The organism is Collinsella sp. LCP19S3_F2 (assembly GCF_052121015.1).
In the GTDB taxonomy this organism is placed as follows: Bacteria; Actinomycetota; Coriobacteriia; order Coriobacteriales; family Coriobacteriaceae; genus Collinsella.
Window position 1 is genome coordinate 17,015 of sequence record NZ_JBQKFA010000012.1, and the last position, 23,737, is coordinate 40,751.

Below are 23,737 nucleotides of genomic sequence, written 5' to 3' on the forward strand. Positions count from 1 at the left end.
CGCGCGCGTGCGGACACCACGCCCAGACCGAGCGCGAGGATGCCCTATGGCCCATCATGCCGCTATCGAAATCGAAAATATGCCCGATAGCCCTGTAGCCCGCGAAGACCTGGGTGCCGGCGGTGCCTCTCGCGGTGCCGGTGCGCGCTCGCCGCTGTTCTGGAAGGTCTTGCTGCTTTCGATAGCGGTCATCTGGGGCTATTCCTTTACCACCATGAAGGACGCGCTCGATACCATTCCGGTGTTCGAGCTGCTCTACATTCGCTTTCTTCCGGCGTCGCTGGTCATGCTTGCCGTCTTCCACAAGCGCATTGTTGCCCATTTCAACGCTCGAAATCTGATTGTTGGACTTGGCATGGGCGCGCTCATGTGGGGTGCCTACGGTTTGCAGACGATTGGCCTGGCGCAGACCACGGCAGGCAAAAGCGCGTTTTTGACGGGCACGTACTGCATCTTGGTTCCGTTTGCGAGCTATGTCCTATGCGGCGAAAAACTTACCCGTTACAACTTGGGTGCCGCGTTGCTGTGTCTGGCGGGCATTGGCTTGGTGGCGCTTGATAGCGTCGAGTTCAATGTCGGCGATGTTATTACGCTGGGCGGCGCGGTCTTCTTTGCCATCCAGATGGCGGTGGCCGCTAAGTACGGTCGCAAGATGGACATCAACGTCATCACGTTTTGGATGTTTGCGGGCAACGGTGTGCTGTGCCTGATCTCTTCGCTGCCGTTCGAGACCCAGGCGCCTTTATCCGTGTGGACGCCGAGCTTTATTGGCGTGATGGCATTTCTCTCGGTGGGCTGCACATGCGTGGGTTTGCTCATCCAAAACGTGGGTTTGGCGCATGTCCCGGCCTCGACGGGCTCACTACTGCTTTCGATGGAGTCGCCATCGGGCGTGCTATTCTCGGTGCTGCTGATGGGGGAGGTGCTCACCTCGCGTTTGCTTGCCGGCTTTGCGCTCATCTTCCTGTCGATTATCTTGAGCGAGACGCACTTTGACTTTTTGCGTAAAAAGCCGCGAGCGCGTTTGTAAACAATCTGTTGCGCCGTCCCTCTGGGGCGGCGTTTTTTATGCGTCGCCTTTAAAGTTGTGCCTTGCACTTTAGAGTATGAAAGTGCTTGCTGCTAAAACTTTACTGGAGGGCATCTATGGCACCAGCTCTGTCCGATTTCCAACCACAACCAGCGCTTCAGACCTCAGCGGCGGCGCAAGCCGCCATTGGCGACGGTCTGGTCAAAGAGGCTCAGGCTTTTGCCGATGAGCTTGCCGCATGGCGTCACGATCTGCATCGGATGCCCGAACTCGGTAACGACCTCCCACAGACCTCTGCGTATATCCAAGCGCGCCTGAACGAGATGGACATCCCATTTTCCACGCTCGTCGATGGTTCCTGCGTTGTGGGCCTTGTCGGTGCCGGTGCCGCCGCGGCCCAGGGCAATGGCGTCTGTACGGACGAACAGGCCGGTACGGTCGTTATGCTGCGCGGCGACATGGATGCCCTGCCCGTTGTCGAGGAATCCGGCGAGCCCTTTGCATCTACCAATGGCTGCATGCATGCTTGCGGTCATGATATGCACGCGACGGCGCTGCTTGGTGCGGCGCGCCTGCTCAAGGCTCGCGAGGCCGCGCTTGTCGACGCCAATGCCACCGTCAAGCTGTTGTTCCAGCCGGGCGAGGAGACCTTTGAGGGGGCACGTGCTGCCATCGCCGACGGCTTGCTCGAGAACCCGCGTCCTCAGGCGGCTTTTGCCATGCATGTCAACAGCCAGTCGCCGCTTGGTCTGGTGCTCTACGGCAGCCCGGCGCTTTCGGGCGTGTACGGTTTCCGCATCACGCTGCAGGGGAAGGGCGGCCACGGTTCGAGCCCCGAGATCTGCATCGACCCCATCACGGCAGGCGTGCATGTGCACCTGGCGCTCCAGGAGCTTATCGCTCGTGAGGTGCCGGCGGCCAAGGAGGTCGCACTCACCGTGGGTAAGTTTGCCGGTGGCCAAGCGGCCAATGTGATTCCCGACGCCTGCGTGCTCGAGGGAACATTGCGCGGCTTTGACGTTGAGCTCATGGAACACCTCAAGACCCGCATCGCGGAGGTCGTCAAAGGCGTTGCCACGACCTATCGTACGCCGGTGACTATCGAGACGCTCTCGGATGTTCCCCCGCTCGTGCTCGATGACGATATGACCCAGGCTTCGCTTGGCTATGTGGGTGCGACGTTGCCCAAGGCCGCCTTCCTGCCGCTGTTCCATGCCATGGCGAGCGAGGACTTTGCGCTTATCTCGAGCGAGATACCGAGCGCGTACTTTACGTTCGGTGCGGCTGTGACCGATACGGACGAGCACTTTGCCCAGCACCATCCCAAGGCACGCTTTAGCGATGCCGAGTTGCCGCTCGGCGCCGCGGCTTATGCGGCGGTCGCCCTGGGCTATATCGCCGACCACAAGGAGTAATCCATGTCCCAGCAGCATAAATTCTTCCCCGGTTGGCTCGTCGTGGCCTCCGGCTTTGTCATCATGGCCACGTGTTACACGATTTTCGTTAACTGCATGAGCCTGTTTCAGCCGCTTATCGTGAGCGACTTGGGCATTTCCCTTGCTCAGTACAACATCTCCAACGCCATCTCAACCGTGGTGAGCGTTGTCGGCTCGCTTGTCATTGGCCATGTTGCCGACAAAGTGAGCGGTCGCATCTTGGGTTCCCTTACCGTTATCGCCACCTCTGCCGTTCTTGCCGGGATGAGCTTTGTCGGTGAGCTGTGGCAGGTCTACGTGCTCTTTGCCGTCTCGGGCTGCTTTGCCGTCGCCTCGACCCGCCTGCTCATTAGCCTTGTGACCGCCAACTGGTTTACGGCCAAGCGAGGTCTTGCGATCTCCATAGCACTTTCGGGCTCGGGCTTTGGAGGCGCTGTTCTGTCTCCCACCGTGAGCTCGCTTATCGTGAGCGTTGGCTGGCGTTCCGCCTTCCTGGTGCTCGCGGCTATCTGCATGGTGGCGGCGCTGCCCATCACGGCCTATTCCTTCCGCACCAAGCCTTCTGAGATAGGCCTTAAGCCGCTCGGCGAGAACCCGGGCGATCCGTCCGTCTCGACAGCTGGCGACAAGGACGAGCACACGGCTCCCGAGGTTAACGTCGGTTGGTCTCGCATCAAGAAGAGCCCGGCGTTTTGGCTGCTTGTCGTCGCCTTTCTCTTTATGGGCCTCGTTAACGGTGCCATCTTGCCCAACCAGGTCACCAACATGACGAGCGTTACCGTCAACGGCGCCAAGATCGTCACGGGCGGTCACGATCCCGTGTGGGCGGGCACTGTGCTTTCGGCCTATATGGTCACCGTCGTTATCGCCAAGATTTCGCTCGGCGTCATTTACGATCGCTTTGGCCTACGTTTTGGCAACGTGTTGGGATCCGTTGCGTGCATTATCGCCTGCGTCGCCCTGTGCTTCCCCGCGACCGATCTTGGTCCCATCGTGGCTGCCGTGAGCTTTGGTGTCGGAACGTGCATGGGCACCATCACGCCCACTATCGCCGCGTCCAAGCAGTTTGGCATGGCCGATCTGGGCAAGGTCACGGGCACCATTACCTCGCTCGAGATGGTCGGCGGCACCGTGGGTGCCATTGTCTCGGGCGTGCTGTTCGATGCCACGGGCTCCTTTGCGAGCACCTGGATCGTGTGCCTGGTGTGTTCTGTGGTCATGCTCGTATCCCTGCTGGCATCCGAGCCCATCGCCGCTAAGCTGCGTGCGAGCGTGGCGGGGGAGTAGACGTCCGTCGCTCTTTTCTGTTCGCCCCGTGTTCTGTCCGTGGCCGCCTTGGAAGCCGAATGGATGCTCGTACCATCATTCGGTTTCCAAGGCGGCCACGGACATACAAAATGATCCGTTTTCCTCTGTCCCCAACAGATCGTGTGATTCGAAGGGGGCGGAGGAAAGCGGATCTGCTGCAGCGGCGGCACGTCTGGCCGAACGAGCTCCCATACCCTCGTTCGGTCAGACGCGTCGCCGCGTTTTGTTTTTGTGCCGTATAATGACCACTACCTATGACGCGATACTAAAAGAAAGGTGTTTGCCCATGCAGGCACAGAAGGCGGAGGGAACCCGCGACCTTATCGGCGCCGAGATGCGCGCCTGGCAAAAGATGCAGCGGATCGCTGCCGGCGTGTTCGAGCCGTTTGGCTTTAAGCCCATCGAGACGCCCGCGATCGAGCAGGTGGACGTGTTTGTCCACGGCATCGGCCAGTCGACCGATGTCGTGCGCAAGGAGATGTTCCGCGTGTTTAGCGGCGCCAACCTGGAACGTGTCTTTACCGAGGGCACCGATGCCAAGCTCAAGCCCAAACAGCGCTTGGCGCTTCGTCCCGAGGGCACTGCCGGCGTGGTGCGCGCCGTCGTGGAGAACAACCTGGTGCCCCAGGGCTCCACGCCGTTTAAGGCCTACTATGCCGAGGCCATGTTCCGCGGCGAGCGCCCCCAGAAGGGCCGCCTGCGTCAGTTTCATCAGGTGGGCATCGAGTGGCTCGGTGCTCCCGATCCGGCTGCGGACGCCGAGTGCATCATTATGCTCATGGAGTTCTACAAGCGTCTGGGCTTCGATCTTTCCAAGCTCCGTCTGCTCATTAACTCGATGGGTGATGCCCAGTGCCGTCCGGCCTATCGCGAGCAGGTCAAGCAGTTCATTCTCGATCACGCCGACGAGATGTGCGATGAGTGCCGCGAGCGCGCCGAGCTCAACCCGCTGCGCGCCTTCGACTGCAAGAACGACCATTGCCGCGAGATCATGGCCGAGGCCCCGCTGATGGGTGACAACCTGTGCGACGAGTGCCGCGAGCACTACGAGCAGGTTAAGCGCTATCTGGATGCCGCCGGCATCGAGTATGTCGAGGATCCCACCCTGGTGCGCGGCCTGGACTACTACACCCGTACCGTCTTTGAGGTCGAGGCCCCCGGCGCCGGCGTCGGCTCCATCGGTGGCGGCGGCCGCTACGACGGCCTGGTCGAGCTCGAGGGCGGCAAGCCCACGGCCGGTGTCGGCTTCGCCGTCGGTTTTGAGCGCGCCCTGCTGGCCCTGCAGGCCTTTGGCAGCGACCTGGGTGCCGATGAGGCTCCGTGTGTCTACGTTGCCAACGCCGGCAAGGAACTGCGTCAGAACGTTTTTGCCATTACGCAGAAGCTTCGCGCCGCAGGCATCGTGACCGAGGCAGACTATCAGGGTCGTTCGCTCAAGGCTCAGTTTAAGCAGGCCGACAAGGTGGGTGCCAAGCTCATTTTGGTCTTGGGCGGCGACGAGCTTGCCGCCGGCAAGGTCAAGGTGCGCGACATGCAGAGCCATGACGAGGTACTGGTCGATCTGGCCAACGTTGTCGAGGCGGTGCGCGAGCGCCTGTAGGGCATCATTTTGAGCTGCAGGTCCGCTAACGCGTCCCGCTCGCGGCGAACGATTGTTACGGGGGTGTTTCGCTTTTATGCGGAATGTCCCCGTTTGCATATGCCGCCCACCGAGAAATACGACCATTTGGGGCAAAAAGCCTTGCAATGCAGAAAATACTTTTGTGTGGTAAAGCGCAATCAGTATCGAAAGTGTTTCTCAAGTGCCTATAATGAATACCGCATGTTACGTGCATAGAAGGAGGAATGGGAGGAAACGTGGCTGAGAACCTAAGCAACCAGTCTGTACCCGAAGCCGCGGCGCGCGTCGCTGCCGTGGTCAACCGCCTCGTTAACCGAATCGGCTCGAATGCCGAGTCCAGGGAGCGTCTCGCCGAGATTGAGATTCCCGAGGAGCTGCGCGACAACCTTGCGCTGTTCCTGCGCCTGGAGCGCCGTGTGCTTAGCGAGTATGATCCCGAGATCGCGGACCTGTTCGACAAGATTCTGTCGGCCGAGATCGTGGCCAATGCCGGCAACCCCGGTAGCCGTGCCGCCGACGAGGCCGTCGACGAGCAGGGCGTGCCCACCGCCGACGAGCCCACTGCTGTGGCGTTTCGCGAGGTCGTCGATTTGATCGACAGCCTACCGCTCGATAAGCAGCAGGTTATCGTCCGTGCCTTTACGAGCTTCTTCCATCTGGCAAACCTGTCGGAGGAGAACTACCGTGTGAAGCAGCTGCGCGAGCGTGAGGCCGGCGCATCGACCGATACCGAGGTCGATCCCGCCAACGAACTCACCGTCGCCTATCACCAGCTGGTGGATGAGATGGGTGTCGAGGGCGCCAACGAGCTGCTCGGTAAGCTTGAGTTCCATCCCGTCTTTACCGCGCATCCCACCGAGGCCCGTCGCAAGGCCGTCGAGGGCAAGATTCGCCGTATCTCTAACCTGCTGGAGGAGCGTCCGCGTCTGGGCGGCTCCGACCTGGTGGAGAACGAGCGCCATATGCTGCAGGAGATCGACGCCCTGGTGCGTACGAGCCCCATCGCGCTCAAGAAGCCCACGCCGGTCGAGGAAGCCGATACCATCATCGACATCTTCGATAACACGCTGTTCGACGTCATCCCCGTCATCTATCGTCGCTTTGACGACTGGGTGCTGGGTGACAAGGCCGGTACCGTGCCGCCGCTGTGCCCGGCGTTCTTCCATCCCGGCAGCTGGATCGGTTCCGACCGCGACGGTAACCCCAACGTTACCGCCAAGGTGAGCCGTGAGGTCGCCGCCAAGTACTTCACCCACATGGTGCTCAAGCTCGAGGACAAGTGCCGCCGCATCGGCCGCAACCTCACGCTCGAGGCCACCTACAGCAAGCCGTCTGCCGAGCTCATCAACCTGTGGAACCATCAGGTCGAGATGAGTGCGCATTACACGGCCCGCGCCGAGCTTATCTCCGAGCACGAGCCGCATCGCGCCGTCATGCTCGTCATGGCCGACCGTCTGAACGCCACCGTACGCCGTATCACCGACACCATGTATCACAGCGCCGACGAGTTTCTGGATGACCTGCGCGTCGTTCAGCGTTCGCTGGCTGCCTGCGGTGCCGTCCGTGCCGCCTACGGCCCGGTGCAGACCATCATCTGGCAGGTCGAGTCCTTCGGCTTCCATATGGTCGAGATGGAGTTCCGTCAGCACTCCGTGGTGCATGCCCGCGCCCTCAAGGACATCCACGAAAACGGTATCCATGGCGACCTGCAGCCCATGACGCGCGAGGTCATCGACACCTTCCGCGCTATCGGCTCCATCCAAAAGCGCTACGGTAAGAAGATGGCACACCGCTACATCATCTCGTTTACCAAGAGTGCCCAGCATGTGGCCGACGTCTTTGAGCTGGCCCACCTGTCCTTCGCACACGAGGAGGACGTTCCCGAGCTCGACGTGATCCCGCTGTTCGAGCAGCTCGAGGACCTCGAGGGCTGCGTCGACGTGCTCGACCAGATGCTTACGCTGCCCGTGGTGCAGAAGCGTCTTGCCCAGACCAACCGCCGCATGGAGGTTATGCTGGGCTACTCCGACTCCTCCAAGGATGCCGGTCCTACCACGGCCATGCTTGCGTTGCACTCCGCGCAGGAGCGCATCGCCAAGTGGGCCGAGAAGAACGATATCGACCTGGTGCTCATGCACGGTCGCGGCGGCGCCGTGGGCCGTGGTGGCGGCCCGGCCAACAAGGCCGTACTGGCGCAGCCCAAGGGTTCGGTCAACTGCTTCTTTAAGCTCACCGAGCAGGGTGAGGTCATCTTTGCCCGTTACGGCAACCGCACGCTGGCTCAGCGCCATGTTGAGTCCGTTGCCGCCGCAACGCTTTTGCAGTCGGCCCCGAGCGTCGAGAAGACCAACACCGAGACCACGCAGAAGTTCTGGGATATGGCCGAGAAACTCAACGCCGCAAGCCACGAGCGCTATCTGGACCTGCTGAACACCGAGGACTTTGCACCGTGGTTCTCGACTGTGACGCCGCTGACCGAGGTCGGTCTGCTGCCGATCGGCTCGCGTCCCGCCAAGCGCGGCTTGGGTGCCAAGTCGCTCGACGACCTGCGTACCATTCCGTGGATTTTCAGCTGGAGCCAGGCACGCATTAACCTGGCCGCTTGGTACGGCCTGGGCACCGCCTGCGAGCAGCTGGGCGATCTTGACCAGCTCAAGGCTGCCTACCAGGAGTGGCCGTTCTTCCGCACCTTTATCGATAACATCGAGATGTCGATTGCTAAGACCGATCAGCGCATTGCCAAGATGTATCTGCATCTGGGCGACCGCGATGATCTGTCCAAGAAGGTCTTTACCGAGATGCAGCTCACCCGTAAGTGGGTCCTTGCCATCGTCGGTGACGAGTGGCCGCTGCAGCGTCGTCGCGTGCTCGGCTGTGCCGTTCGCGTGCGTAACCCCTACGTCGACGCCCTGTCCATCGCCCAGGTCCGCGCCCTCCGCGAGGTGCGTATGAACCAGGACGAGATGGCCGAGGAGAAGAAGGCCGAGTACATGAGCCTGATTCTTTCGACTGTGACCGGCGTCTCGGCAGGTCTGCAGAACACGGGGTAATCGATAGCCCTGTGGCTCTCACCGGGGCCCGACGGGTTTCCCTCTGAATGCGTCCTCGCACTTGAAGCCCCCTTATCCTGCTCCTTCGGAGCTGCGGATAAGGGGGCTTCGTGCTGCGGAATGCATTCAGAGGGAAACCCGTCGGGCCCCTTCGTCCTCGGTCCTCTGGAATTAAAGCTGAGGAGAAGAATGGCGCGCTTCGCGCATAGCGTGGAGTGCGGCGAGGGCTTCTTGCGTCCTGCGGAGTGTGCCTAAAAGTAAACTGATGGCGGGCCCTGCGATGTCCGGTCTTCGGCGGATTACTGCTGGGGGAATAATGGCGCGCTTCGCGCGTTTGGAAAGGGCTTCGTGCTGCGGAATGCATTCAGAGGGAAGCCCGTCGGGCCCCTTCGTCCTCGGTCCTCTGGAATTAAAGCTGAGGAGAAGAATGGCGCGCTTCGCGCAAAGCGTGGAGTGCGGCGAGGGCTTCTTGCGTCCTGCGGAGTGTGCCTAAAAGTAAACTTATGGCGGGCCTTGCGATGTCCAGCTTCGGCGGAAGGCCGCTGGGTGAGGGTGGTGCCTGGGGCGACGTGCAAAAAACGGAGTTTTCAGCAGCCAAAGATCGATGCATAAGGCCATAGCCGGCCCTCGCTGCCTTTGTTGATGATTTTGCAAGACAATTGGGCCTTGGCGATGCTCATATACGGCTGGTTTCTCGCCGCATGTTATCCAGATGGGACGAGTCATGAGGACGATCTACCTTTTGAAAGACTTTTGACACGAAAATCTTATCTTGCGATGCTGAATACTCGCAAAAATGCACGCTCCGGAGGGGGCTACCATGTTGCGGTTCGAAACCCAATGCGTCATTCTATGCAGTATATTGACCTATTTATGCAAGATAGCTTACACGCGCATGCCACAGGATTGATGTTTGCCTCGGCGCTGCGTAAGCCACCCTGCCTATAGCTTCTTTGACAGGAGGCCGCGGTCCCTCTTGGGGTCGCGGCCGTTTTGTTGTGAGTCAAATATGAACGTTTTGTTAACGACTCGGTGGACGGTGGCGTTTTTCGGTGAGCGGCGTATCCTTCCAACGGTTTATCTAGTGTGTCAGTTGAAAGGAAGAGGGCGCTCGTCATTGTTTGAATGTGAACTGCCGTTTGACCACAAGACATTGCATCTGGAGCTCGAGGATAAGAACTTCGCGGGTGTGATGGAAGGTCACCAAAACGAGTTTAAGACTGCAAAATCGCAGGAAGAGCTGGTAGAGGAGTCGCTTGCCAACCCTTATGGATCGCCTTCGCTCGAGGAGCTTTGCGCTGGCAAGAAGGATATTGTCATCATTAGCTCCGACCATACGCGCCCCGTTCCCTCGCGTGTGACGATGCCTATTCTGCTGCATCACATCCACTCCGCTGCGCCTGAGGCGCGCGTTCGCATTCTGGTTGCTACGGGTATGCATCGTCCATCGACGCACGAGGAGCTCGTCAACAAGTATGGCGAGGAGATCGTTGCCAACGAAGAAATTGTCATGCACGTCGCGACCGACGACAGCATGATGGAAAAGATTGGCACCCTGCCTTCTGGTGGCGAGTGCATCATCAACAAGATTGCCGCCGATTGCGATCTACTGCTTGCCGAGGGCTTCATTGAGCCGCACTTCTTTGCCGGTTTTTCTGGCAGCCGCAAGTCCGTGCTGCCCGGCATCGCCAGCTACAAGACCATCATGTACAACCACAACGGCCAGTTTGTGAACGATTCCCATTCGCGCGCCGGCAACCTGTGCCACAACCACGTGAGCGAGGACATGTTTGCCGCTGCCGAGATGGCTCACCTTGCCTTTGTGCTCAACGTGGTGCTCAACGGCAAGCACGAGGTCATCGGCTCCTTTGCCGGCGACATTCACAAGGCGCACGAGGCCGGCTGCGAGTTTGTGAAGAGCCTTGCCGGCGTTGAGCCTGTCGAGTGCGAGATTGCCATCACCACCAACGGTGGCTATCCGCTCGATCAGAACGTCTATCAGGCCGTGAAGGGCATGTGCGCTGCCGAGGCCACACTTCCCGAGGGCGGCGTGATCATCGATGTCGCCGGTTGCGCCGACGGTCACGGTGGCGAGGGCTTCTATCACAACATCGCTGACAACGATCCGGCAGAGTTTGAGCGCGCCTGCATCGACCGTCCTAAGGACGAGACCCTGCCCGACCAGTGGACGAGCCAGATCTTTGCCCGCATCCTGGCGCATCACCCTGTGATCATGGTCACCGACCTGTGCGATCACCAGATGCTCAAGGATATGCATATGACGCCGGTCAACACCCTCGAGGAGGCGCTCAAGCTCGCCTTTGAAATGAAGGGTGCCGATGCCAAGGTAGCCGTCATTCCCGATGGCCTGGGCGTTGTCGTCGCTCAGCACTAGCGCGCGGCCTAAACGAATCGTTTGTTACCGACAAGAAAGATAAGGTTTATGCTTACCAAACTTCTCAGCGAATTCGGTGCAACGGCCCTCATGATCATCTTTGGCGTGGGCGTACACTGCGATACCGTGCTTAAGGGCACCAAGTATCAGGGCTCCGGCCACATGTTTGCCATCACCACCTGGTCTTTTGGCATCTCGGTCTGCCTGTTTGTCTTTGGCGGCGCCGTGTGCATGAACCCGGCTATGGTGCTTGCCCAGTGCATCGTCGGTCTGGTGCCGTGGAGCAGCTGCATCCCCTTCATGATTGCCGATATGCTCGGCGGCTTTGTGGGCGCCGTAATCGCTTGGTTTATGTATACCGATGAGTTCAAGGCTTCCGAGGGCGTTGTCGACCCCATTGCCCAGCGCAACATCTTCTCGACCAACCCCACCACCGAGGGCACGAACTATGCCCGCAACTTCTTCTGTGAGGCTATCTGCACCTTTGTGTTCATCAGCGCCATCCTTGCTGCCGCTAGCCGCGCCGGCGAGAACGTTCTGATGCTCGCTATCTGCGTCGGCCTGATCGTTTGGGCCGTTGGCATGGGCATGGGTGGCATCACCGGCTTCGCCATGAACCAGGCACGCGACCTTGGTCCTCGCATGGCCTATCAGGTACTGCCGATCAAGAACAAGGCTGACAACAACTGGAAGTACGGCCTGCTCGTTCCTGGCATCGCTCCGTTTATCGGTGCCGCTCTGGCCGCGCTGTTTGTGCACGGTTTCTTGGGCATGTTCTAGTCCAAGGCCACATAGTTGTCCGCTGGCCGCATGGGGTAACTTCCCAGCGCGTCCTCGGACATGAAAGAACCCCCGCTGCGCACTTCGTGCGGCGGGGGTTCTTTCGTCCTGTGGAATGCGCTGGGAAGTCACCCCATGCGGACAGCTGAGGGGTCTTTGTTGCGTTCGTACAAGCAACCCAACATATTTCTGAATTTGGATGGGAGGGGCTTGTCGCTGTTGGGGGGGCGTTGAAGTGCGAGTGACACGTTGGGATGCGCGGGCGCCTTGGGTTGGGGCAATGCTCTGGGATGAGCCTCTTACTTAGGTGAAGAGGGGTTTTATGGCTGAGAGGTAGTCTTTGGCTACGTCGGCCTTGTCGGCTTGGAAGTTGTGCCAGGCCCACCATTGGACGGTGGCTACGAAGCTTGAGGCTATGTGGTGGAGGAGGAAGTTGCGATCCATGGTGCTGGCGGGGCCTGCGGGGTCGACAGGGACGGTTTCGGCTGCGCGCGACATGATGGTCTTGCGGAGACAGTCGGCGAAGACGCGCGAGCCGGCGCCGGCTACGAGGGCGCGTACGCCCTGACGACGATCCCAGAGGTTGTTGAGGATATGCTCGACCTGTACGAGCGGGTCATTGAGGGGTGTACCGTCATCGTCGAGGGCATGGGTGCAGATATCGCACACGAACTCAGCGAGCAGGTCATCTTTGCTCTTGAAGAGGCCGTAGAACGTTGCCCGACCCACATGGGCGCGAGCGATGATGTCGCCAACGGCAATCTTGCCGTAGTCCTCTTCGCGCAGGAGCTCGGAGAACGCCGCAACGATGGCAGCGCGGCTTTTTGCCTTGCGGGCATCCATGGCTATGCGTCCGCGTGAACGAGCAGACAGCGGAGCGTGCCGGAGCAACCCTCGTAGGGGCGTTTGCCGGCGCCGTAGCCGACGGCTTCGATGTGGTAGCGTGAGGGCAGTTGGTCGGACGTGCGCAGCGCGGTGACGATGGCGGCGCCCGTTGGCGTCACGAGCTCGCCGGCGACCGGTGCAGGCGTGAGGGCGATATTGCCTGCCTGGCACAGGTTGACGACAGCGGGGACGGGAATGGGCATGAGGCCGTGGGCGCAGCGGATGGTGCCGTGACCCTCGGAGAGCGACTCGACCACAACATCCTCAATGCCCAGGTCGTCGAGGCAGATGGCGACCGAGCAGACGTCGACGATGGAGTCGATGGCGCCCACCTCGTGGAACATGACGGTGTCGGGCGTTTTGCCGTGAGCTTTGGCCTCGGCAGCAGCGAGCGCGGTAAAGATGGCGAGGGCACGACGCTTGGCGCCATCGCTTAGCTGTGAGCCGTCGATGATGGCGGTGACGTCCGCCAAAGAGCGGTGGTGATGGTGGTGGGCGTGGTGATGGTCCTCGTGGCCATGGTCGTGAGCCTCGTGGTCATGCTCGTGCGTATGCTCGTGGCAGTGTTCGTGTTCATGTCCGCCATGGTCATGATGGTGGTGCTCATGCTCGTGCGTGTGCTCGGCAGCTGTTTCGTTGCCAAAGAGCCAGGCCATGTCGTGGTCGTGGTTCTCGAGCTCCTCTGCCAACTGAACGTCAAAGTCGCAGGCGTCGATGCCATGCTTGTTTGCACGCGTGACGGCGATCGTAAAGCCGTCGACCGGCAGCGTGGCGAGCTGTTCGCGCAGGTGCTCCTCGCTGGCGCCCAGGTCGAGCAGGGCCGCGACGGTCATATCGCCGCTGATGCCCGAGGTGCCGTCGATGATAAGCGTATGCTGATGGTTGGACATGGAATGCTCCTTAACGGGCACAAGGTGTTCCGGTGCACAGATGATTGATAAGACTTGCCTGGTAGGCGGCACCAAAGCCATTGTCGATATTGACGACCGAAACGCCGCTGGCGCAGGAGTTGAGCATGGCGAGCAGCGCGGCTACGCCACCAAAGCTCGCGCCGTAGCCCACGCTGGTGGGAACGGCGATGACCGGACAGCTTACCAGACCGCCGATAACGCTCGCCAGCGCGCCCTCCATGCCGGCGATGGCGATGACCACCTGTGCCTGGGCAAGTTCCTCGGCATGCGCGAGCAGACGGTGCAGGCCGGCGACACCTACGTCGTAGAGGCGGTCGACCTCGTTGCCGTAGAACTCGGCCGTCAACGCGGCTTCTTCGGCGACGGGCAAGTCGCTCGTGCCGGCGCAGGCGACAACGATGCGTCCGTTACCGGTAGGGGAGGGCTTGCCGCCTACGAGGGCGAGCTGGGCGTTCGGGACATATCCCAGGTCGATCCCGTTGTCGAGAAGCTCCGAGGTGCGGGCTGCTTTTTCGGCATCCAGGCGCGTAACCAGGGTGCGCTCCTGACCGGCATCGCGCAGCGCTTTGATAATGGCGGCAATCTGCTCGGCGGTTTTACCGGCGCCGTAGACAACCTCACCGGCCCCCTGGCGCACCCCGCGCGAAAGATCGAGCTGCGCAAAACCCAGATCGGCGGTTGGCGCCGTTTGGATGCGCGTAAGGGCGACTGCCGGGGTGACTGCTCCGTCGGCAACATCGCTCAGCAGCTGCTCTAGATCTCGCTTATCCATATATCTTCCCTTCGACGGCGCAAAGTCTAGCACTCAAAGGGTATGTTCCCGAACACTAAGACAAAATTGTTCGGAAACTAGATATAGGGAATTTGATTCTGTTGTTAGATGGATCGGCTAGTCACGCAGGATGATATCCATGGCGAGCATCAGGTTGCGCTCGTCGATGGCAAACGGAGCGGCCTCGCGCGTCTTGGGCTTGGCGCAAAATGCGATGCCCGTGCCCGCGGCCTGGATCATGGGGATGTCGTTGGCACCGTCGCCGATTGCCACGGTATGGGCCATATCGACACCGCACTCAACCGCCCAATCCAGCAGCTGGATGAGCTTGGATTCCTTGGTCACAATGTCTGCCGCCAGCTTGCCCGTGAGCTTGCCGTCTACGACCTCCAGGCGGTTGGCCAGGCAAAAATCGATGCCCGCAGCGGCCACGATCTTGTCGGCGACCTCGTGGAAGCCGCCGCTTACCACGCCGACCTTCCAGCCTTTGCTGTGCGCCGAGCGCACAAGCTCCAGTGCGCCGGGGGTAAACGTCACGCGCTCAAAGGTGCGCTCGAAAACGCTCTCGTCCAAGCCGGCAAGCAGGCCCACGCGCTCCTCGAGCGCCTGCTTAAAGTCGAGCTCGCCGCGCATGGCGTGTTCGGTGATCCGCGCAACTTGCCCGCCCACGCCTGCTTCCTCGCCCAACAGGTCGATGACCTCCTGGTTGATGAGCGTGGAATCGATATCCATAACGATGAGGCGTGCAGTCATGGCGGGCCTTTCCGAGTGCAGTTGTATTGTAGGCACATTGTCGCACGCGGCGCGCCTTGGCGACGGCCAGGCCGCGTCAATTGTTTCGTCTCCGTCAAGTCTTTGAGCGGGAGCCACTTTTTCGCGGTACATCGGCGCGGGTGCGATAAGATAGAACGCCATGTCCGGCTGCGCGGTTTACGCAGGCTGGGCAAATCTGTACGACGCCGCCCGGAACGACACGGGGCGGCACAGATCCATAAAGGAGGATCACTGGTATGAGCCAGACCCGTCCCATCGACGAGCATTCCATGCACACCCGTACCTGCGGCGAGCTTCGCCGCGAGAACGTGGGCGAAGAGGTCACCCTCACCGGTTGGGTGAGCCGTCGCCGCGACCACGGCGGCCTTATCTTCTGCGACCTTCGCGACCGCGAGGGCATCACGCAGCTTACCTTCGACCCCGAGCACTCCGACGGCGATGCCTTTAAGATCGCCGAGACCATGCGTCCCGAGTGGCCCATCAAGATTCACGGCGTCGTGCGCGCCCGTGGCGAGGAAACCACCAACGCCAAGCTCGCGACCGGCGAGATCGAGGTCCTGACCGACCACGCCGAGGTGCTCAACACGTCCGTCACCCCGCCGTTCCAGATCGAGGACGGCATCGAGACCAGCGAGGACACCCGTCTGCGCTATCGCTATCTGGACCTCCGTCGTCCCGAGATGATGGCTAACCTCAAGCTGCGCTCCGACTTCACCTTTGCCATTCGCGAGGCGCTTCACAACCGTGAGTTCATGGAGGTCGAGACGCCCTCCCTGTTCAAGTCCACGCCCGAGGGCGCTCGAGACTTCATCGTTCCCAGCCGTATTCAGCCGGGTAACTTCTACGCCCTGCCGCAGTCCCCGCAGCTCCTAAAGCAGCTGCTCATGGTCGGTGGCGTCGAGCGCTACTACCAGGTTGCCAAGTGCTTCCGCGACGAGGACTTGCGTGCCGACCGTCAGCCCGAGTTCACCCAGGTCGATATCGAGATGTCCTTCGTGGACCAGAACGACGTCATGAGCGCACTCGAAGAGGTCTTGGCCGACGCCTTCGGTCGCATGGGTGTCGAGATGCCCACGCCGCTGCGTCGCATGGACTACTGGGAGGCCATGGACACCTATGGCTCCGACAAGCCCGATACCCGCTATGGCATGCATCTGGTCGATCTGACCGACATCTTTGCCAACTCCAAGTTCAAGGTCTTTGCGACTGCCGCAAACGAGGAGGGCTCTGTCGTCAAGGCCATCAACGCCAAGGGCGCCGGTGCCTGGGCACGTGCCAAGATCGATAAGCTCGCCGGCGTGGCCTCCACGTTTGGCGCCAAGGGTCTGGCCTGGATCGCTTTCCGCGAGGACGGCTCCATCAACAGCCCCATCGTCAAGTTCTTCTCGGACGAGGAGATGGCGGCTCTGCGCGAGCGCATGAACGTCGAGCCTGGCGACCTCGTGATGTTCGCCGCCGGCCCGCGCCTGCTCTCTGACGAGATCCTGGGCGGCATGCGCTCTCACATGGCCAACGCACTCGAGATCAAACGCGAGGGGCACGACTTCCTGTGGGTCGTCAACTTCCCGCTGTTCCACTGGGATGAGGACCGCAAGGCCTATGCAGCCGAGCACCAGCCGTTCACTCTGCCGACCGAGACCGACATCGCCAAGATCGAGGCCGACCCGTTGGCTGCCGGTTCCTGCACCTACGACTTTGTCATGGACGGTTTTGAGGCCGGCGGCGGTGGCATGCGCATCCATAACGCCGAGATGCAGATGTCCATGCTCAAGCTCCTGGGCTTTACCGAGGAGCGCGCCGAGTCGCAGTTTGGCTTCCTCATGGAGGCGCTCAAGTTTGGTGCGCCCCCGATGGGCGGTTTTGCCCTGGGTCTGGACCGCGTGTGCATGCTGCTTACTGGCTCCGATTCCATCCGCGACGTCATGGCGTTCCCCAAGACGGCCAGCGGCTCCGACCTTATGTCGGGCGCCCCGAGTGCCGTTTCCGGAGCCCAGCTCAAGGACGTCAGCCTGCGCTTGATGTAGGCGAGCGGCTACATATTGTCTCTAACGAGGGAAGGACGCGTGCCTCCCCTCGTTTTTTATGCGCGGGCGTTGCGAGGGCATAGGGTGACCGGACGTCGCGGAAAGTGCGTCCCGGAATCTGCGTCCAGAATGGGCCGCGCTTTCCCAAAGGGGGCCCTCTGGGAAAGCGCGGCCCAGAATTCGGCAAAATAATGGGGCACAGTTTCCGGTTGAGCTGTCTAACGGAAACTGTGCCCCATCGTTGACACTCGAAGTGGGATGTGGTTTCCGTCCCGCTCTCGACAAGCATCTAACGCTACAATAACTACCACGTGGCTGGGTTTGGCCGGCCAAATGTGCGATGCTGCGGGAGGGGACATGGTCGAGTTTACAAAGACGATTAAAGATCCGTTGGGACTACATGCCCGCCCGGTTGCGCTTCTCTATGACATTATCGCCAAGCATCGTAGTGACGTGTCGGTCAGCATCGGCGATCGCCACACGGATGGCCGCGATATCATGGGACTCATGGCCCTCTATGGTGAGTGCGGTGAGAGCGTCGTCTTTCGTGTTTCGGGCGTGGATGAGGCCTCCTGCGTCACATCGATCAGAAATCTCTCACTCTAAGCGGAACAATGTAAAAAGGGGAGAGTCCCCTCTGTTGCATACATTGGTATGACAAGGCACCGCAAAGAGACCGTCTTTGCGGAGCCTTTGTTTAATATGGGAAACTTTTTCGAAAACTGAATAGAGATCCTTTCCAAAAAGTTAACCACGTGTTAGTTTACTAGTACGAACATAGACGCGGTTAACTTTTATCGCGTCGATGTTGAGGACGAACCGATGTTAGGAGCTCACTCATGTCTTGCGGACCGCAGATGCCGGCCATGCCGCTTTCTATGGTAAAAGCGGGCGAAACCGTGCACGTGTCTCGTGTAAAGGGCAATGAGGACATAAAGCACCGTCTCAAGGACCTCGGCTTTGTCGAGGGCAGCGAGATCCACGTGGTGAGCTCGAGTGGCGCCAATATCATCGTCACAGTGCTGGGCTCACGCTTTGGCATCGATTCCAAGGTTGCCATGCACATCATGACCGTCGGTTAATCTGCAGCATTTCATAAAAACCGAAAGGGGGATAAGAGGATGAAGACGTTGGGTGACGTTAAGGTGGGCGAGAGCTCTACCATCGTCAAGCTTCACGGTGAGGGCGCACTTCGCCGCCACCTTATGGACCTGGGGCTCATCAAGGGTACTTCGTTCAAGGTCGTGAAGGTTGCACCGCTCGGTGATCCGGTCGAGCTCAACGTGCGCGGCTACGAGCTTTCCATCCGCAAGGAGGAGGCGGCCGTCGTCGAGGTCCAGTAAGGGCCCACGGCGTATATTTCTGCAGATTAAGTTAGATTTTTCTAACTTAATGCAGCAATTTTGAAGCACATCATCCAGCCCGCGCGGAGAAAGCAGCGCGGGCGCACAAGGAAGAAGGATTGAATGGCGGATTCTCAGATCCATGTCGCGCTGGCGGGTAACCCCAACTGCGGCAAGACCACGCTTTTCAACCTGATCACCGGCGCCAACGGCTACGTTGGCAACTGGCCCGGCGTCACGGTTGAGAAAAAGGAGGCCAAGCTCCTAAGCGACAAGAACGTTACCATCACGGACCTCCCCGGCATCTACTCGCTTTCCCCCTACAGCCCCGAGGAGCAATGCTCACGCGATTACCTCATGAGCGGCGAGCCCGATGTCGTCGTTCAGGTGGTCGACGCCACCAACCTCGAGCGCAACCTGTACCTGGCGCTTCAGGTTATCGAGACCGGCCTACCCGTGGTCGTTGCCCTTAACATGGCCGACTTGGTCGAGAAGAACGGCGACAAGATCGACACGGACAAGCTCTCCAAGAAGCTCGGCTGTCCGGTCATGATGATTTCGGCCCTTAAGAACAAGGGTATTAAGGAACTGTTCGAGCAGGTTAAGAAGTCCGCTGCTTCCAAGGGCCAGGTGCCGGAGCACAAGTTCGATTCCTCCATCGAGGACGTTCTGGACCACATCGAAAACAACCTGCCGGCGAGCGTTCCCGCTAACAAGCGTCGCTATTATGCCGTCAAGCTGTTTGAGCGTGATGCGGACGCCTGCAAGCTCATCAACCTCACCAAGGAGAAGGCCGCTCGCGTGGAAGAGCTGGTCGCCCAGTGCGAGCAGGACTGCGATGACGACGCCGAGTCCATCATTACCGGTGAGCGCTATGGCGTCATCGCGCACATCATCGACGAGTGCCTCACCAAGGCTCCGGCCAAGATGAGCACCTCCGAGAAGATCGACCGTGTGGTTACCAACCGTATCCTGGGCCTGCCGATCTTTGTGGTCATCATGTTCTGCGTGTACTACATCGCCGTTTCCACCTTAGGTGGCACGGTGACCGACTTCACCAACGACCAGCTCTTCGGTACCGACGGTTGGTATGTGCTCGGTCAGGGCCGCGACGCCTACGATGCAGCCGTCGAGGCTGCGGGCAACGATGCCGACTCGGTTGACCCAGCGCAGTACGGCCCCTATGTCCCGGGTATCACCACCGTGGTGCACGATGCCCTTGTGGCGGGTGGCACCGAAGACGGTGGCCTGGTCGATTCGCTGGTCTGCGACGGCATCGTCGGCGGTTTGGGCGCTATCTTCGGCTTTGTGCCGCAGATGTTCCTGCTCTTTGTGATGCTGTCCTTCCTGGAGGACTGCGGCTATATGGCCCGCGTCGCCTTCATCATGGACCGCGTGTTCCGCCGCTTTGGCCTGTCCGGTAAGTCCTTTATCCCCATGCTCGTGTCCTCGGGCTGCGGCGTCCCCGGCGTCATGGCCACCAAGACCATCGAGAACGAGAAGGATCGCCGCATGACGGTCATGACCACCACGTTTATTCCCTGTGGCGCCAAGCTGCCGATCATCGCCCTGCTCATGGGTTCCATCATCGGTGATTCTTCCACCACCGCGGCGTGGATCAGCCCGCTCTTCTACTTCCTGGGCGTCTTTGCCGTCATCGCCTCGGGCCTTATGCTCAAGAAGACCAAGCTCTTCGCCGGCCGCCCGACGCCGTTCGTTATGGAGCTTCCCGCCTACCACTTCCCGGCGATCCGCTCTTGGGCGCTGCACGTGTGGGAGCGCTGCTGGGCCTTTATCAAGAAGGCCGGCACGGTCATCTTCGCGTCCACCGTCGTCGTTTGGTTCCTCTCCAACTTTGGAAGCTACAACGGTTCCTTTGGCTTCCTGCCTGCGATGGACGGCATCCCCGAGGAGTTTATGGACTACTCCGTGCTTGCCATGCTCGGCAACCTGGTCGCTTGGATCTTCGCCCCGCTCGGCTTTAGCACCTGGCAGGCAACTGCGCTGACTGTCTCTGGCCTTGTGGCTAAGGAGAACGTCGTCGCCACCGCCGGTTCGCTGCTGTCCGTCGCCGACGCCGCCGAGACTGACCCGAGCCTGTGGACTGCGTTTGCCGGCATGTTCCCCACCATGGGCGCTTGCGTTGCCTTCGGTGCCTTCAACCTGCTGTGCGCCCCGTGCTTTGCCGCCATGGGCACTATCCGCAACCAGATGGACTCGGGCAAATGGACTGCGATTGCCATCGGTTACGAGTGCGCCTTCGCTTGGGTGATCGGCCTGTTCATCAACCAGTTCTACAACCTGTTTGTGTTGGGACAGTTTGGTATCTGGACGATTGTGGCCATCGTGCTGCTCGTTGCGATGCTCTTCCAGATCTTCCGTCCTATCCCTGCGCATGCGTGGACCGACGAGGACGAGACCAGCACTGCTTCCGCCGCAGTTTCCGCTTAAGTCCGAATAAGGATTAGCCCCTTTCCACGAGCCCGGGTGTCCCAGCGACACTCGGGCTTTTTGGCGTAATGGGGGACAGATTGCTTTGCTCCAGAAGTAAGATGTGGCGTTTCCGCAGATAAAACCGACCAAAATAAACCTGTCCCTTTTTGGTAGGTGGAGAATGGGGTAAAGTAAGTGATGGTTAACTAAAGGAGGCTTGCTATGGCACCTATCGATATTGTTGTACTGGCTGTTATCGGCGTTGCGTTTGTCGCCGTGTGCGTGCGCATCTACCGCAAGGGCACCTGCGCCGACTGCGCTCAGGGTGGCGTTTGCACGGGGCATTGCTCCAACAAAAAGACGTGCGCTGCACTTAAGGGCGTAGACAAAATCGCCGAAGACTTGGGTCGCGGTATTCATTAGCCGACCGGCGTTTGGGCATGTTTGACTGCGGATACGGCAGTTGCTGGTACGATAGGTACGTCAGCAACTGCCGCCGAGCGGCTCAAACGAAAGGAACCCTGTATGGAGTCCTCCGCCTACCCGATGCTCTTCAGCCCGATCAAGGTCGGTACGACCGAGGTTAAGAACCGCGTCTTTATGCCGCCGGTGTCCACCAACCTGGCCGACCATGGCTACGTGACCGAAGACCTGGTCGACCACTACCGTGCCCGCGCCAAGGGCGGCGTGGGCCTGATCATCACCGAGGTCGTGACGGTCGAGCCCACCTATACCTATCTGCCGGGTGACATGTGCTGCTACGACGACTCGTTTATCCCCGGTTGGGAAAAGCTCGCCGCGGCCGTCCACGAGTACGGCTGCAAGATCATGCCGCAGCTCTTCCACCCCGCCTACATGGCCTTTAACATTCCGGGCACGCCGCGCCTGATCGCTCCGTCCTTTGTGGGCCCCTCCTATGCCCGCGAGGCGCCGCGCCCCATCACGGTCGATGAGATCCACGAGCTCACGCATCAGTTCGGTGACGCTGCCGTGCGTATGCAGAAGGCCGGCGTCGATGGCGTCGAGGTCCATGCGGCCCACGCCCACGGCATGCTCGGCGGTTTTTTGACCCCGCTCTACAACAAGCGTACCGATGAGTACGGCGGCTCGCTCGACGCCCGCATGCGCTTCTTGCTCGAGGTCATCGCCGAGATTCGCGAGCGCTGCGGCAAGGACTTTATCATCGACGTCCGCATCTCGGGCGATGAGTACACCGATGGCGGCCTGACCCTCAACGACATGATCTACGTCTCGCGTCGCCTGGAGAAGGCCGGCGTCGACATGATTCACGTGTCGGGCGGTACCACCATCAAGCGCGGCTCTGCAATTCCCGCCGCTGGCACGCAGCAGGCTTCGCACGCCGCTTGCTCGCGCGAGATCAAAAAGCATGTGAACATTCCCGTTGCCACCGTGGGCCGCATCAACGAGGCATGGATTGCCGAGGAGCTGATCGAGGACGGCGCTGCCGACATCTGCATGATGGGCCGCGCCAATCTGTGCGATGCCGAGTTCTGCAACAAGGCGGCTGCCGGCAACGCCGACGAGATTCGTCCCTGCATCGGCTGCCTGCGCTGCCTGAACGGCATTATGTTTGGCAAGCGCATCTCCTGCACCGTCAACCCGGACGTGGAGCGCGACGAGGCCGGCTACGAGCCTGCCGCCGAGGCCAAGAACGTGCTCGTCGTGGGCGCCGGCCCCGCGGGTATGGAGGCGGCCTACATTGCCGCCAAGCGCGGCCACAACGTGGTGCTCGTGGACAAGCAGGATGAGCCGGGCGGCGAAATGCGCATCGCAGCCGTTCCGCCGGCAAAGCAGGAACTCACCCGCGTGATCAAGTATCAGTACCGTCGCCTGGCCGAGGCCGGCGTCACGTGCGTCTTTGGTACCGAGCTTTCGGCCGAGGACATTCAGCGCGATTACGCGGGCTACGAGGCTGTCCTGGCTTATGGCGCCGAGCCCATCGCTCCGGCCTTCATGCAGGGCTTTAAGCAGGTTATGACGGCTGACGACCTGCTGGGCGGCAAGGCTTTCCCGGGCAAGAAGATCGTCATCGTGGGCGGCGGCACCGTCGGTTGCGAGACGGCCGATTATCTGGCTCCGCTGGTCAACGACCTGTCGCCGGCCAATCGCGATGTCACCGTCATCGAGATGACCAAGACGCTCGCCGCCAACGAGGGCGGTGCCGGTCGCGCGGTGCTCATCACGCGCATGCTCTCCAAGGGCGTCCACGTGCTGACCGAGGCCAAGGTGACCGAGATTACCGAGGACACCATCAGCTACGAGAAGGATGGCGAGATTCACACCATCGCCGATGCCGATACGCTGGTGCTTGCCATGGGCTATCGTCCCAATACCAAGTTGGCCGACGACCTTGCTGCTGCCGGCGTTGCCACCCACGTGTTGGGCGATGCCAACAAGTGCGGCAACATCCGCGACGCCATCGGCGACGGCTACAAGATTGCCTGCGAGCTCTAATCAATCCCCTGGCGCATGAGGGGGGTGTTCCTATAGTTTTGTCAACTGGGAAATGCTCTCCGTGCGACCGGATCGCGGCATGCTGACGCCAAGCCATTAGGCCGGTGGGCTTCAGTCTGCTCGGTGCGTTTCGGCTAGGCTGCGTAAGGCACCCTGTCTCGCATGACCGCGTAGATGACCTTCAGTCTCTTTCGCGCCAGCGCCTTGAGCGCCTTGCCGTGCGACATGCCCCGCCCTCGGCACCTGGTGTAGTAGTCGCCCCATCTCCCCTCTGTCCGGGTAAGGCAGTTGCATGAGAATATGAGCAGGTTCTTCAGCCTCTTGTTGCCTTGGCGCGATGCCGTCACCGAGGAGATCGAGGTTCCCGACTGGCGGTTGCGCGGCGCCAGGCCGCAGTACGACGCGAGCCTGTCGTGACTGGGGAAGTCTTCGATGTCGATGGAGATCGCAAGCTCGGAAGCGGTTTTGGGCCCGATGCCCGGCACCGTCAGGAGGCATCG

General features: G+C 60.5%; 19 protein-coding genes. 14 read left to right on the plus strand and 5 right to left on the minus strand.

The window, feature by feature from the left end:
- Window positions 1-46 precede the first annotated feature (46 nt).
- From ACTQX9_RS08605 to larD, 7 genes are all read left to right on the plus strand, one after another.
- Window positions 47-1,030, plus strand: coding sequence for a DMT family transporter (locus ACTQX9_RS08605; protein ID WP_441541229.1), 984 nt, complete (start codon window positions 47-49; stop codon window positions 1,028-1,030).
- Between the two features lie 116 nt (window positions 1,031-1,146).
- Window positions 1,147-2,445, plus strand: coding sequence for a M20 family metallopeptidase (locus ACTQX9_RS08610; RefSeq protein ID WP_441541231.1), 1,299 nt, complete (start codon window positions 1,147-1,149; stop codon window positions 2,443-2,445).
- Window positions 2,446-2,448: 3 nt separating this feature from the next.
- Window positions 2,449-3,753, plus strand: coding sequence for an MFS transporter (locus ACTQX9_RS08615; RefSeq protein ID WP_441541233.1), 1,305 nt, complete (start codon window positions 2,449-2,451; stop codon window positions 3,751-3,753).
- 307 nt (window positions 3,754-4,060) lie between these two features.
- Window positions 4,061-5,374 carry a histidine--tRNA ligase gene (gene hisS, locus ACTQX9_RS08620; RefSeq protein ID WP_427729192.1) on the plus strand — a complete coding sequence of 438 codons (1,314 nt, stop codon included), beginning with the start codon at window positions 4,061-4,063 and terminating at the stop codon, window positions 5,372-5,374.
- Window positions 5,375-5,631: 257 nt separating this feature from the next.
- A complete protein-coding gene (locus tag ACTQX9_RS08625; protein ID WP_370450652.1) occupies window positions 5,632-8,445 on the plus strand; it encodes a phosphoenolpyruvate carboxylase in 2,814 nt (937 codons plus the stop codon).
- Between the two features lie 1,117 nt (window positions 8,446-9,562).
- On the plus strand, window positions 9,563-10,840 hold the full coding sequence (gene larA, locus ACTQX9_RS08630; RefSeq protein ID WP_427748316.1) for a nickel-dependent lactate racemase: 1,278 nt from the start codon (window positions 9,563-9,565) through the stop codon (window positions 10,838-10,840).
- 48 nt (window positions 10,841-10,888) lie between these two features.
- Window positions 10,889-11,620: a D/L-lactic acid transporter LarD gene (gene larD / locus ACTQX9_RS08635; protein ID WP_441541235.1), complete on the plus strand. Its 732-nt coding sequence runs from the start codon at window positions 10,889-10,891 to the stop codon at window positions 11,618-11,620.
- A 303-nt stretch (window positions 11,621-11,923) separates the two neighbouring features.
- Here larD and ACTQX9_RS08640 read toward each other — a convergent pair whose 3' ends face one another.
- The 4 genes from ACTQX9_RS08640 to serB form a co-directional block, all read right to left on the minus strand.
- Window positions 11,924-12,463: a TetR/AcrR family transcriptional regulator gene (locus ACTQX9_RS08640; RefSeq protein ID WP_304211247.1), complete on the minus strand. Its 540-nt coding sequence runs from the start codon at window positions 12,461-12,463 to the stop codon at window positions 11,924-11,926.
- Window positions 12,464-12,465: 2 nt separating this feature from the next.
- Entirely contained in the window at window positions 12,466-13,395 is a 930-nt protein-coding gene (locus ACTQX9_RS08645) for a LarC family nickel insertion protein (RefSeq protein ID WP_441541237.1), read from the minus strand.
- A gap of 10 nt (window positions 13,396-13,405) precedes the next feature.
- A complete protein-coding gene (gene larB / locus ACTQX9_RS08650; protein ID WP_441541239.1) occupies window positions 13,406-14,188 on the minus strand; it encodes a nickel pincer cofactor biosynthesis protein LarB in 783 nt (260 codons plus the stop codon).
- Window positions 14,189-14,305: 117 nt separating this feature from the next.
- Window positions 14,306-14,941: a phosphoserine phosphatase SerB gene (gene serB / locus ACTQX9_RS08655; RefSeq protein WP_441541241.1), complete on the minus strand. Its 636-nt coding sequence runs from the start codon at window positions 14,939-14,941 to the stop codon at window positions 14,306-14,308.
- Between the two features lie 257 nt (window positions 14,942-15,198).
- On the opposite strand from serB, the gene aspS reads away from it, so the two are divergent.
- The 7 genes from aspS (at window position 15,199) to ACTQX9_RS08690 (ending at window position 23,237) form a co-directional block, all read left to right on the plus strand.
- Window positions 15,199-16,986 carry an aspartate--tRNA ligase gene (gene aspS / locus ACTQX9_RS08660; protein WP_427729277.1) on the plus strand — a complete coding sequence of 596 codons (1,788 nt, stop codon included), beginning with the start codon at window positions 15,199-15,201 and terminating at the stop codon, window positions 16,984-16,986.
- A 357-nt stretch (window positions 16,987-17,343) separates the two neighbouring features.
- A complete protein-coding gene (locus tag ACTQX9_RS08665) occupies window positions 17,344-17,592 on the plus strand; it encodes an HPr family phosphocarrier protein (RefSeq protein WP_427719814.1) in 249 nt (82 codons plus the stop codon).
- A 233-nt stretch (window positions 17,593-17,825) separates the two neighbouring features.
- Window positions 17,826-18,068, plus strand: coding sequence for a FeoA family protein (locus tag ACTQX9_RS08670; RefSeq protein ID WP_427747574.1), 243 nt, complete (start codon window positions 17,826-17,828; stop codon window positions 18,066-18,068).
- 39 nt (window positions 18,069-18,107) lie between these two features.
- Window positions 18,108-18,329, plus strand: coding sequence for a FeoA family protein (locus ACTQX9_RS08675; RefSeq protein ID WP_427728624.1), 222 nt, complete (start codon window positions 18,108-18,110; stop codon window positions 18,327-18,329).
- A 123-nt stretch (window positions 18,330-18,452) separates the two neighbouring features.
- Window positions 18,453-20,780: a ferrous iron transporter B gene (gene feoB / locus ACTQX9_RS08680; protein WP_441541244.1), complete on the plus strand. Its 2,328-nt coding sequence runs from the start codon at window positions 18,453-18,455 to the stop codon at window positions 20,778-20,780.
- A gap of 204 nt (window positions 20,781-20,984) precedes the next feature.
- A complete protein-coding gene (locus tag ACTQX9_RS08685; protein WP_195443947.1) occupies window positions 20,985-21,185 on the plus strand; it encodes a hypothetical protein in 201 nt (66 codons plus the stop codon).
- 102 nt (window positions 21,186-21,287) lie between these two features.
- Window positions 21,288-23,237, plus strand: a complete 1,950-nt coding sequence (locus ACTQX9_RS08690; RefSeq protein WP_441541246.1) for an FAD-dependent oxidoreductase — start codon at window positions 21,288-21,290, stop codon at window positions 23,235-23,237.
- A 134-nt stretch (window positions 23,238-23,371) separates the two neighbouring features.
- Here the strand turns inward: ACTQX9_RS08690 and ACTQX9_RS08695 are convergent.
- The coding region (locus ACTQX9_RS08695) for a transposase (RefSeq protein ID WP_441541248.1) at window positions 23,372-23,737 on the minus strand (366 nt) is incomplete at its 5' end.